The sequence below is a fragment of the Colwellia sp. 6M3 genome (genome assembly GCF_014077595.1).
In the GTDB taxonomy this organism is placed as follows: domain Bacteria; phylum Pseudomonadota; class Gammaproteobacteria; order Enterobacterales; family Alteromonadaceae; genus Cognaticolwellia.
Genome location: NZ_JACGWF010000107.1, coordinates 1 through 11,906 on the forward strand (window position 1 = coordinate 1; position 11,906 = coordinate 11,906).

Below are 11,906 nucleotides of genomic sequence, written 5' to 3' on the forward strand. Positions count from 1 at the left end.
ATACTCGAGAGACTTTAATCATTTGATTTCTTTACCTAGCAACAACATAATAAGGAATCGCACAATAAAATTAAAATAATATGACTAAAAAAAAGCAAGCAAGTTTAACCACTAGAATTGTAACCGGTATGGTTGCAGGTATTCTCGTTGGCACAATTTTACAATGGCTAATGCCTGACGGCTCAGATTTAGTTATTCCTTTATATCTATTTGATTTTTCAATACGCGGCTTTTTTGTAGACGGTGTTTTTGAGGTCATCGGACAAATATTTATCGCTAGCTTGCAAATGCTGGTAGTTCCCTTAGTTTTTGTATCTTTAATTTGTGGCACCTGTTCACTAAAAGACACCACTAAACTGGGTAGAATTGGTGGTAAAGCCATTGGTATGTACTTATTAACAACCGCTATTGCGATCAGCTTTGCCATGAGCTTAGCCTTACTTGTTAGCCCTGGTGAAGGGGTTAATATGGTAGCCGGTACAACCTTTACTAGCCGTGAAGCGCCTTCGCTAGCACAAGTTCTTATTCAAATGTTCCCGAGCAATCCATTTGCAGCCTTTGCACAGGGTAATATGCTGCAAGTGATAATTTTTGCCTTATTATTTGGTATCGCTATAGCACTTTCAGGTAAAGCGGGCGATCGCATTGCTGCTATGTTCGAAGATATGAGTGTTGTTGTTATGCGCCTAGTGACTATCTTGATGAACATTGCACCTTATGGTGTATTTTGTTTACTGGCCGGTTTGTTTACCGATGTATCACTCAGTACTTTTGGTAATTTAATCGAGTATTTCTTGGTAGTTGTGTGTGCGTTATTACTACATGCCTTTATTACTTACCCTGTTTTACTCAAATTACTTACAGGCCTAAATCCACTAATTTTCTTAAAGAAAATGCGCGACACCGCCATTTTTGCTTTTTCAACGTCTAGTAGTAATGCAACGCTACCTATTACATTAGAAACAACCACTAAGAAAATGGGTGTTAAAAACTCTATAGCGTCATTTACTGTGCCATTAGGCGCAACAATTAACATGGATGGCACGGCTATAATGCAAGGGGTTGCTACCGTATTTATCGCGCAAGTATTTAGTCAAGATTTAACACTTTCTGATTACTTGATGGTGATATTAACGGCAACACTTGCATCAATTGGTACCGCAGGTGTACCGGGTGTTGGTTTGATTATGCTCGCTATGGTACTTGAGCAAGTAGGTTTGCCTGTTGAAGGTATTGCACTGATTATTGGTGTAGACCGCTTATTAGATATGACCCGTACTGCGGTTAATGTTACCGGTGATAGTATGGTGACCGTTATTGTTGGTAAGTCTGAGGATCAATTCGACGAAGCTATATTTAACGACCCAGATGCCGGTAAAAACATCGAAGATATCGACTTTCATCATTTAGATAAAAGCTAATATTATTCATTAAATTTTCTATCAAAAATGGCGCTAATTAGCGCCATTTTTTACGCAAACTCTTTACCGATTTTTATTTAACCCGTAATAAGAGGCTCAAAACTTTTAACTAAATCATCTATGCCTTTCATTTGTGCTAAATATGGCTCTAGTTTATCTAGCGGTAATGCACAAGGTCCGTCACACTTAGCTTGTAACGGATCTGGATGTGCTTCGATAAATAAGCCTGCAATACCCAATGCCATACCACTACGGGCTAACTGTGCGGCTTTAGCGCGACGTCCATCAGCAGAATCAGCTCGACCACCAGGTTGTTGTAATGCATGTGTAGCGTCAAAAATTACCGGTGCATAGTCTTTCATCTCATCCATGGCTAACATATCAACAATTAAATTATTATAGCCAAAACAGCTACCTCGTTCACAAAGAATAATATCTTCATTACCCGACTCAGCAAATTTCTTAATAATATGGCGCATTTCGTGCGCAGCCAAAAACTGAGGCTTTTTCACATTAATAATTGCACCCGTTTTAGCCATAGCTACAACTAGGTCAGTTTGACGGGCTAAGAATGCGGGTAATTGAATAATATCAGCTACCTCAGCAACAGGTGCGGCCTGATAAGATTCGTGCACATCAGTAATGATAGGGACATTAAAGGTTGATTTTATCTCTTGAAAAATCTTTAAGCCTTCATCTAAACCTGGTCCTCTGTAAGAACTCACTGATGAACGATTAGCTTTGTCAAACGAGGCCTTAAATACGTAAGGAATGTTGAGCTTTTGAGTTACTTCAACATAATGCTCGGCAATCGTCATCGCTAAATCGCGTGATTCAAGTACATTCATGCCACCAAATAATACAAAAGGTTTATCGTTTGCGATATCAATATCGCCAAGTGAAATTAATTGTTTTGTCATAATATTTCCAAAAATATTTTATAGGTTAGTCGCTATTAGCTACCAACAATTCTTAACAATTGGCCACATAACCATGCCATGTAAGTACCTAGAGCATAACCAAAAACAGCAAGTAAAACCCCGACAGGTGCAAGTGAAGGATGAAATGCCGATGCTATTACTGGCGCTGATGCTGCACCACCAATATTTGCTTTACTGCCGACGGCTAAATAAAATACCGGTGCTTTGATAAATTTACGCACGGCGAACAATAATATTACGTGTACTGCCATCCAGATTAAACCAATGACCATATATTTAGGCGCTTCAACAATTTGTGTAATATCCATATGTAAACCGATAGTCGCGACTAAAACATAAAGAAAACTACTACCTACTTTTGAAGCACCCACAGATTCTAGCTTCCTCACTTTCGTAAAAGAAAGCGCAAGTCCGATGCTGGTTACTAATACAATAATCCAGAATAATTTGCTGTGTAAGCTAAACTTCTTTAGTTCAGGATAATTGTTTTGAAAAAATGGTACTAAATAATCTGCCGCTAAATGTGCTAATCCGGCTGCGCCAAAGCCAACGGCTAGAATAAGCATATAATCTTTTAGCTCAGGCTGTTTTGAATTCTCTCGAGTCTCTGCCTCAACTTTTTCAATCAAACGGTCAATACTCGAGGTATCTGCTCCATTTTTTGCATCGATACGCTTATGGTTCGCTGCCATATAAAGCAAAACGGCCATCCAAATATTGGCGACAACAATATCAACCGTTACCATGATGGTAAATATTTTACCGTCAGCACCGTATATTTCTTTCATGGCTAGCATATTTGCGCCACCACCAATCCAGCTCCCCGCTAGAGCTGCCATACCGCGCCATACTGCATCAGGTCCTGTTACACCAATTAACTCAGGCCATACCGCTGAAACAATTAACAAGGCTATTGGTCCACCGATGATAACCCCGACAGTACCCGTTAAAAACATAATAACGGCTTTACTACCTAAACCTGCAATTGCTTTAATATCTATACTCAGCGTTAATAAGACTAAACAAGCAGGTAATAAGAAATACTTTGCGACTTCATCAACTTGGCTAACGTCGGCACTGACAATACCAAAGGTATTTAATAACGAAGGCAATAAGTAGCACATCAATAATGCTGGTACATATTTATAAAATGAACGACAAGTAGCATTACTGCTATTTGAAGTATAAAAAACAAAGCCTAATATTAGCGCTAAAATTCCGAGTACGGTGGCATCATTTGTGATCAATGGCGCGTTTGCCAAGACTGTTTCTTGCATTACTTATCCTTTTAATTTACTGAATTTACTTTGTTATTATTTTTATATTTTATTGCTAACAGGTAAATTTTATTAGTGCAGTATCGTATCTGAAATTGAAATTTTATCTAGTTGCAGCTTTAATAATTGTGCTGCTGGATCTTTTGGGCACTGCTCAACAAAGTATTGATAGTCATCATAAGCCACTTTAAAACAATCAAGTTGGTGTAATAAAAAACCACGATCACGACGTTCAAAAGGGTCATTTGGATTCAGATCTAACAACATATCAACACATTTTAATGCCTTATCGTATGATTGTTCACGGATAAATGCGGCTTTAAGGCTGGAAATATGTTCTAACACCAAACTTTCTTGTTTCATTATATCTAACGTTACTTCAAATGGGTCGCCTGAAATTTCATTCATGCGAACATCGAGTTCATGCCAATTTAAAGACTCACCAGTGACGGGATCAAATATAATGGCATAATTATCATCACATATAATTCTCAACATGGCTTGCTCTGGAACAAAAACAATGTCGGCTTTGCAGTCGCAGCTATTGGCTACATAAGCGATAAGCACGGCTTTTAAAATAGGTGAAATTAGCTTATGCGTTAACGCCAACGACGTTTGATATGAAATGACAGGCCAATTTTGTTGCTGATTATCAATAAAGAGTTGATCAACAAACAAAGCATTAATTAATACTTCAGCCCGCTCAACAGGTTCTTTCACTTCATCAGTTTCAGCTTGGCAATAGGCTACTAGCTCATCCAATTCAGATTGAACCGTAGCTTTTTGACCAAAAATATACTCTTCTACTAACAGAAAAGTTTGTAATAATTCATTTTTCTCAGATTTAATTTCTGATAACAACAATTCGTTCATGCATTCTCTATTAATATTTAATGCTTAATTTAACGGCTATAAGCCAGCTAAAAATACGGTTTCCTTACTGATGGCGATGCGTACAATTAGCATTACCCAACCTATTGCGCCTAAAAACCCAATAATTTGCATAGTACGATTACGCGCCAACTTTAAGGTGTAATAACCGGTAAAAATATAAGCAAATACGGCAAATATTTTTTCGGCTAACCATAATTGTTCCGCGGGGTTTATTGACAGTTTAATCGCTAAAGCAATACCAAGACCCAGCAGTAAGGTATCGATAATATGTGGGGCAATTTTCAGCCATTTCAATGATAGTTTATTTGAATTTGCTAAGGTTAATGCAAATCGAAAAGTGAACAGTAAAATACTGATCACGGCAACAGTCATATGTAAATGTTTAAGCATAATGAACTCCATTTAGTTTATTGTTATTTTTTATTTTATACTGAGTAACAAGCGAAAGTAATGCGATCGTTGTTACTATAATCTTTTACTGTTTGTATTTCACAGTAAGCTAAGTCAGCTAATATTTTTTTTACCGCAAGACTTTGTTCAAAGCCGTGTTCGATATATAAAAAACCACCCGGTTTCAAATACTTCCTAGCATTTATCGCTATAATTTTAATATCTGCTAAACCATTATCTGCGGCAACTAAAGCTGTTTTTGGCTCATATCTAACATCTCCTTCGTTTAGGTGATGATCACACGCGTCAATATATGGAGGGTTACTCACGATAATATCAAAACATTTATCAGAAGAAACGTTATTAAACCAATCACTTTGATAAATTTGAACGTGAGCCAAATCTAAATTTTTAGCATTGCGCTGGGCAAGTGCTACTGCATCGTGGCTAAAGTCTATTGCCTCAACTTTCCACTGAGGTTTTTCTGATGCTATCGCTAATGCAATAGCCCCAGTGCCAGTCCCTAAATCCAAACAATATAGGTTTTCGTCTACATGTTTAGTCAACACAGATTCAACCAATACTTCGGTATCAGGACGAGGAATTAAGGTAGCTGGTGACACTTGCAATGGCAAAGACCAAAACTCGCGTAAGTTGACAATATAGGCAATAGGCTCACCCGCAACTCTGCGCAACATTAACTCAATAAAGTGTTTGGCTTGTATTTGAGATAATTTATATTCTGGCCAAGTTAATAAATAGCTACGCTCTTTATCAATAACAAAACCAATTAATATCTCAGTATCTAGCTTTGCACTATCAGACTGTGGCGACAAAAGTTGCTCACCGCGAGCAATTAATTTAGCAAAGGTCATCGAAGATACAAGTTCAACCGATAACCCATGCGTTACTTCAGGTTCAATCACTAATGCTGCTCAGAAAGCTCTGCCAACAGATCAGCTTGGCTTTCTTGCATAATTGGCTCAAGTATCAAGTGTAAGTTACCTTCCATAATTTCGTTTAAACGATAAAGTGTAAGGTTGATACGGTGATCACTCATACGCCCTTGTGGAAAGTTATAAGTACGAATGCGCTCAGAGCGATCGCCACTTGCCACTAAATTACGACGAGAAGATTCTTCAGCACTGCGACGTTTTTCATCTTCTGCTTGTTGCAGACGTGCTTGAAGCACGGACATAGCTTGCGCACGGTTTTTATGCTGTGAGCGTTGATCTTGACATTCAACCACAACGCCACTTGGAATATGGGTAATACGAATAGCTGAATCGGTTTTGTTAACGTGTTGTCCACCCGCTCCTGAAGCGCGGAAAGTATCAACTTTCAAATCAGCTTTATTGATTTCAATCGCTTGCGATTCTGGAATTTCAGGCATAACAACTACAGTACACGCCGAAGTATGTACACGACCTTGTGATTCTGTTTCAGGTACACGTTGCACACGATGACCGCCTGATTCATATTTCATTTGGCCATATACGCCAACACCGTTAACTTTAACGACAATTTCTTTAAAGCCGCCTTGCTCACTGATATTGGAGTTCATTAATTCAATTTTCCAACCTTGCTTTTCAGCGTAGCGGCTGTACATACGGAATAAGTCACCTGCGAAAATAGCAGCTTCATCGCCACCTGCACCAGCGCGAATTTCAACAAAGCAATTATTATCATCTTTAGGGTCACGAGGTAATAACAAAACTTGCAGTTCGCCAGTCATTTCTTCTACTGCTTTCTTAGCCGCTTTAAACTCTTCTTGCGCCATTTCACGCATGTCAGGGTCTTCATCTTTAAGCATTTCTTCCGCTGTAGCAAAATCATTTTCAGCGTCTTGGTAGGCATGAAAGGCAGTAGTAACTACTTCTAATTGCGAGAATTCTTTCGATAAAGCTTGGAACTTTTCTTGATTGGAAATAGTTTCAGGATCAGACAATAACGCTTGTACTTCTTCAAAGCGTTCGACAAGTATCTCAAGTTTTTGGTAAACAGATTTATTCATTAAATGATCTTATATAGTCAATAATTGATGAATTACCCGCGCATTATATTCGACTAAGACGATAATTAGCAGTAATTTATACAAAATGGGGAAATAAATACCCAATAGCGTGTTAGAGAAAGTTTACTTTAGTTATAAGCTAATTAGCGAAATACCAAGCATGAAAAGTAAATAGTGGTAAATGCCTAATCGTGAGAAGTTATTAACTACACATTTAATGGCAATAAAATGCAGTATGTGCGAATACTAGCCTTGTCGCTATTCTTTATGGCTAATATCAAATATATCACGCAGATATACCAGTCTATCTAACTGACCGCCCTGGGCAGCAGATTGAATAGCGCTAGTCGGTGCATGCATAAATTTGTTGGTTAACTTAGTGGCAAGTTCGGCAATAACAGCTTCTGGATTTTTATCTGCAGCTAATTGTTGCATCGCTTTTTCAAGCAGTTGGTCGCGATTTTCTAAACACTGTTTACGGTAAGAAATCACCGTATCTTGCGTATTTAATCCTCGTAACCAAGACATAAAGCTAGAAGACTGATCTGATACGATACCTTCAGCTAACACCGCTTCTTTGCGACGATTATCTAAATTTTTAGAAATAATATTTTGTAAATCATCAACCGTGTAAAGAAACACATCTTCAAGATCAGATACTTGCTCTTCTATATCGCGAGGTACGGCTAAATCGACCATAAACATCGGTCGGTGCTTTCTTTTGGTTAAGGCTTTTTCAACCATACCTTTACCTATAATTGGCAAAGTACTGGCTGTTGAGCTGATAACGATATCTGCACTAGCCATCATTTCAGGGATCTGTGCAAGCGTTATAACATCTGCACCGAATTTATTCGCCATATTTTCAGCACGACTAAGTGTGCGGTTAGCCACGGTTATATGACCAACGTTGTTTTCATATAAATGCTTAGCAACGAGTTCAATGGTCTCGCCAGCGCCCACCAACAACACTCTGGTTTTGTCTAGACTGGCAAAAATATGTTTGGCTAAATTAACCGCAGCAAATGCTACCGATACCGCACTAGCACCTATTTCCGTGTCTGTCCTAACTTGTTTAGCAACCCCAAAGGTTCGTTGAAACAGTCTATCCATGACTAAAGACATTGAACCTGCGGCTTTAGCTTGTTTATAGGCTTGTTTCATTTGCCCTAATATTTGTGGTTCTCCAAGTACCAGAGAATCTAAACCACAAGCAACACGCATCATATGATTAACGGCATGCTGATCTGTATGCCAATATAAACTAGGAGAAATGGTAGAGGCAGGTACATTATGATGCTGCTCTAACCAACGTACCAACCGCTCTTGAGTTAACGTAACATCACCATCTTGTACTATATATAACTCAGTACGATTACAGGTAGATAAAATCGCAGCCTCTTTGCAGTCTACTGAATGTATCAGTTCCTGCAAGGCTGAGCTCAAGTTATCAGGGTTAAATGATATTTTTTCCCTAACGGCAACCGGAGCGGTTTTATGATTGATACCTACTGCAACTATCGACATGTGAATATAATGAGTCCAAAAAGGGTTAATGACCGAAAGAAACAAGGTGAGTGGTCAATATTCTTGCAGTTGATTATACGCTTAAACTGCCTAAATTGTGGTTAAATATAAGCTTGTAAAAGCTATTTCATATAATTATCCACGAGATTTTGAAAAAAACCTATGATCTATGATAAAAAATCGCGATAATTTTACGTAAAACTAGCTTAAATTGAAAGCATGTACGTTATATGTTTTCGTTATTTGTTATTGTTACTACGCTTAGCGCTAAATTAATGCCTTTCAATAACCACAGGAATACTATGTATTGTAAACAGTTCATTATACTATTTTTTATCAGTATATTAAGTGCTTGTAGTAGCATTAACGATATACCTGTTGAAGGTAATCAAGTAAACCAAGATATTGAAACGCGTAATAAACAAGTAGCTGCACTCAATGAATGGACTATTACCGGAAAAATAGCTTTTATTAATAGCCAACTGCGCCAAAGTGCAACTTTATACTGGCAAAAAAATGAAGCTGAAAAAGTTGAATCATTAAATTTATCAACATTATTCGGCATAAAAGTATTAGAACTTGAACAACGCCAAGATAACTTTACTTTAGAAGTTGACGGTAATGTCTATGACACACAAAATTTAGACGCTTTAATTTATTCCCTTACAGGCTTGAACTTACCGACTCGTGCGATGAACCACTGGCTAAAAGGATTAGCTTTTTTACCTACTGACAAAATAGTTTACCACGCGAAAACTCAGCTCCCTCAAAGCTTAACAAGTCGTTATAACAATAAAGTTTGGCAAGTAAAATACAGTAAATATTATCATATTGAACAGTTTCAATTAGCAAAGCAACTGACGATCACCCAAGGTGATTTGCGCATTAAAATTGTTATACACTCATGGAAAACTTAGCGAGATAGTTTTGAATAAACAGTTATTTACAGCGTTTCCTTCACCAGCAAAGCTTAATTTATTTCTCCATATTGTTGGGAGAATGGATAATGGCTATCATCAACTAGAAACCGTTTTTCAGTTTTTAGATTATCACGACACAATAGCATTTAAGGTCACCAAAAATAGTACTATAACGTTACTAACGCCTATTCCTGGCGTCGACAATAACGACAACTTAATCATTAAAGCCGCAAGCTTATTGCAAAACTATACAAATTCTCAGCAAGGCGCAGAGATTAAGCTATACAAAAAATTGCCGATGGGCGGCGGTTTAGGTGGCGGCTCATCCAATGCGGCAACCGTTTTACTTGCTCTTAATTCGTTATGGAAAACCAACCTCAGTATCGAGCAACTTGCTGAACTTGGGCTAACGTTGGGTGCAGATGTGCCTATTTTTATTCATGGTTTTGCTGCTTTCGCACAAGGTATTGGTGAGCAACTAACACCCGCCTCGCCAAAAACTTATTGGTATTTAGTCTCAAAGCCAAACTGTAGTATTTCTACACAAAGTGTTTTTACCGCGAAAGATTTAACTCGAGATACGCCATCTATACGTTACAGCGACGAAAACATCGAAAATTATCATAATGATTGTCAATCTTGGGTAATTAAACACTACCCCGAGGTTGCCAAACTACTGGCTTGGTTGATAGAATATGCACCGTCCCAAATGACAGGAACTGGTGCGTGTATCTTTTCACGTTTTAGCTCTAAAAAAGAAGCGTGCTACGTACAATCTTTACTACCTACAGGTATAGAATCATTCGTAGCCGAAGGACTAAATCAATCGCCCTTACATGCTGCAATTGCAGCGGTAAACGACAATTAAGTTCGGATAAATTAAAATAAATGCCATTAAAACTGGCAGAAATAAAATAATTTGCTGATATTTAACATACCGTTTTATTCAGTATCGTAATTTAAATGTCAAAAGTTTCTGAGGAACTGACAGTGCCTGACATGAAGATTTTTGCGGGTAACGCCACCCCTGAACTGGCCAAACAAATTGCTAATCGCTTATATATTACCTTAGGCGAAGCCAAGATTGGTAGCTTTAGTGATGGTGAAATTAGTGTTGAAATAACTGAAAACGTGCGCGGTGCGGATGTTTTTATTATTCAATCAACATGTGCCCCTACCAACGATAACTTAATGGAACTAATCGTAATGATTGATGCGCTTCGTCGTGCATCAGCCGGACGTATTACTGCCGTTATGCCTTATTTTGGTTATGCTCGTCAAGACCGTCGTGTTCGAAGTGCTCGTGTACCGATCACGGCAAAAGTTGTGGCTGATTTCTTATCAAGTGTAGGTGTTGACCGTGTATTAACGGTTGATTTGCACGCAGAACAAATTCAAGGCTTTTTTGATGTACCAGTAGATAACGTTTTTGGTACGCCAATTTTGCTAGAAGATATGTTAGCGCGTAACATCGAAAACCCTGTGGTAGTTTCTCCTGATATTGGTGGTGTTGTGCGTGCTCGTGCAGTAGCTAAGCTATTAGAAGATGCAGACCTTGCTATCATAGACAAACGTCGTCCTAAAGCTAATGTTGCTCAAGTTATGCATATTATTGGTGATGTTAAGGGCCGTGATTGTTTCATCGTTGATGATATGATTGATACCGGAGGAACACTTGCAAAAGCCGCTGAAGCACTAAAAGAACATGGTGCTAAACGTGTATTTGCTTATGCAACTCACCCGGTACTTTCTGGTAATGCTGCTGAAAACTTAAGAAATTCAGTAATTGATGAAGTTGTAGTAACAGACTCAATTCCATTATCAGATGAAATCAAAGCGCTTGGCAATGTTCGTCAACTGACCTTAAGTGGTATGTTGTCAGAAGCTATTCGTCGAGTTTGTAATGAAGAGTCTATCTCTGCAATGTTTGATGCATAGTCATTAAACTAAAAAATACATTTTAATAAAGCACCTTCGGGTGCTTTTTTATCATTACACCTTTTTAATGTTTAAAATGTAAACCATTTTTCTTGAACGATTAAAGTCATCGCTAGTTTCCTTATTACTTGCTCACGCTTAAAACCATCAAATATTAATAAACTCTTTAACGCTTTACCGTAACAAAAAAGATAAATACATTGTTATGAATAAATCGATGACTTACAAGATTAGAGTATTGGACACATTTCAAGCTTAACCTGCACACCTGAAATATTAAAAATTATTGAGTATAAAAACAACGTCAAGTAGTACTTTATGACAAAAGTTTCGAAGCCTTATTTAATAAGAAACATTGTTTAACCAAAGACTCTCGTCACTGCAGCGCCTTGATATAATACTTAAAAACGATACATAACTTGTTTTTTGGGGAAATAAATGACTATATAAGTGTATTAAAATCACTCCACATCATGTCAGTTATAATGCGATTATAGCATCAATAAATTAGCCATATTTTAGATTTAAAAAAGCTAACGGCGAATACAAAATGACCGTTCAACAATACGGCTTGTAATTAAATC

At 37.8% G+C, this 11,906-nt stretch carries 11 protein-coding genes; 4 read left to right on the forward strand and 7 right to left on the reverse strand.

The features are described 5' to 3' along the window. Positions 1-80 precede the first annotated feature (80 nt). A complete protein-coding gene (locus H4J50_RS16755; protein ID WP_182257429.1) occupies positions 81-1,421 on the forward strand; it encodes a dicarboxylate/amino acid:cation symporter in 1,341 nt (446 codons plus the stop codon). A gap of 77 nt (positions 1,422-1,498) precedes the next feature. Here H4J50_RS16755 and kdsA read toward each other — a convergent pair whose 3' ends face one another. The 7 genes from kdsA to hemA all read right to left on the reverse strand — a co-directional run bounded on the left by kdsA (position 1,499) and on the right by hemA (position 8,464). Beyond that, complete coding sequence (gene kdsA, locus H4J50_RS16760; RefSeq protein ID WP_182257430.1) at positions 1,499-2,341, reverse strand: 3-deoxy-8-phosphooctulonate synthase; 843 nt, start codon at positions 2,339-2,341, stop codon at positions 1,499-1,501. A 35-nt stretch (positions 2,342-2,376) separates the two neighbouring features. Further along, positions 2,377-3,639 carry a DUF819 domain-containing protein gene (locus H4J50_RS16765; protein ID WP_182257431.1) on the reverse strand — a complete coding sequence of 421 codons (1,263 nt, stop codon included), beginning with the start codon at positions 3,637-3,639 and terminating at the stop codon, positions 2,377-2,379. Positions 3,640-3,711: 72 nt separating this feature from the next. After that, positions 3,712-4,512, reverse strand: a complete 801-nt coding sequence (locus tag H4J50_RS16770; RefSeq protein WP_182257432.1) for a SirB1 family protein — start codon at positions 4,510-4,512, stop codon at positions 3,712-3,714. Between the two features lie 36 nt (positions 4,513-4,548). Next, positions 4,549-4,923 (reverse strand): SirB2 family protein, encoded by a 375-nt coding sequence (locus tag H4J50_RS16775; RefSeq protein WP_182257433.1) that lies wholly within the window; start codon positions 4,921-4,923, stop codon positions 4,549-4,551. A gap of 35 nt (positions 4,924-4,958) precedes the next feature. Further along, on the reverse strand, positions 4,959-5,798 hold the full coding sequence (gene prmC, locus H4J50_RS16780) for a peptide chain release factor N(5)-glutamine methyltransferase (RefSeq protein ID WP_182257438.1): 840 nt from the start codon (positions 5,796-5,798) through the stop codon (positions 4,959-4,961). Between the two features lie 50 nt (positions 5,799-5,848). Continuing rightward, on the reverse strand, positions 5,849-6,937 hold the full coding sequence (prfA, locus tag H4J50_RS16785; RefSeq protein WP_182257434.1) for a peptide chain release factor 1: 1,089 nt from the start codon (positions 6,935-6,937) through the stop codon (positions 5,849-5,851). A gap of 258 nt (positions 6,938-7,195) precedes the next feature. Beyond that, positions 7,196-8,464, reverse strand: coding sequence for a glutamyl-tRNA reductase (gene hemA, locus H4J50_RS16790; protein ID WP_182257435.1), 1,269 nt, complete (start codon positions 8,462-8,464; stop codon positions 7,196-7,198). Positions 8,465-8,766: 302 nt separating this feature from the next. Here hemA and lolB point away from each other — a divergent pair, with 302 nt between their 5' ends. The 3 genes from lolB (at position 8,767) to H4J50_RS16805 (ending at position 11,322) form a co-directional block, all read left to right on the forward strand. After that, positions 8,767-9,381, forward strand: coding sequence for a lipoprotein insertase outer membrane protein LolB (lolB, locus tag H4J50_RS16795; protein WP_182257436.1), 615 nt, complete (start codon positions 8,767-8,769; stop codon positions 9,379-9,381). 10 nt (positions 9,382-9,391) lie between these two features. Beyond that, positions 9,392-10,252: a 4-(cytidine 5'-diphospho)-2-C-methyl-D-erythritol kinase gene (ispE, locus tag H4J50_RS16800; RefSeq protein ID WP_182257437.1), complete on the forward strand. Its 861-nt coding sequence runs from the start codon at positions 9,392-9,394 to the stop codon at positions 10,250-10,252. A gap of 122 nt (positions 10,253-10,374) precedes the next feature. Further along, on the forward strand, positions 10,375-11,322 hold the full coding sequence (locus H4J50_RS16805; RefSeq protein ID WP_182257439.1) for a ribose-phosphate pyrophosphokinase: 948 nt from the start codon (positions 10,375-10,377) through the stop codon (positions 11,320-11,322). The last annotated feature ends 584 nt before the right edge of the window (positions 11,323-11,906 follow it).

Excerpts from the sequence above, each read along its gene's own strand:
- H4J50_RS16755 (WP_182257429.1), top strand. The coding sequence starts at position 81 with ATGACTAAAAAAAAGCAAGCAAGTTTAACCACTAGAATTGTAACCGGT.
- kdsA (WP_182257430.1), bottom strand. The coding sequence starts at position 2,341 with ATGACAAAACAATTAATTTCACTTGGCGATATTGATATCGCAAACGAT.
- H4J50_RS16765 (WP_182257431.1), bottom strand. The coding sequence starts at position 3,639 with ATGCAAGAAACAGTCTTGGCAAACGCGCCATTGATCACAAATGATGCC.
- H4J50_RS16770 (WP_182257432.1), bottom strand. The coding sequence starts at position 4,512 with ATGAACGAATTGTTGTTATCAGAAATTAAATCTGAGAAAAATGAATTA.
- H4J50_RS16775 (WP_182257433.1), bottom strand. The coding sequence starts at position 4,923 with ATGCTTAAACATTTACATATGACTGTTGCCGTGATCAGTATTTTACTG.
- prmC (WP_182257438.1), bottom strand. The coding sequence starts at position 5,798 with ATGACCTTTGCTAAATTAATTGCTCGCGGTGAGCAACTTTTGTCGCCA.
- prfA (WP_182257434.1), bottom strand. The coding sequence starts at position 6,937 with ATGAATAAATCTGTTTACCAAAAACTTGAGATACTTGTCGAACGCTTT.
- hemA (WP_182257435.1), bottom strand. The coding sequence starts at position 8,464 with ATGTCGATAGTTGCAGTAGGTATCAATCATAAAACCGCTCCGGTTGCC.
- lolB (WP_182257436.1), top strand. The coding sequence starts at position 8,767 with ATGTATTGTAAACAGTTCATTATACTATTTTTTATCAGTATATTAAGT.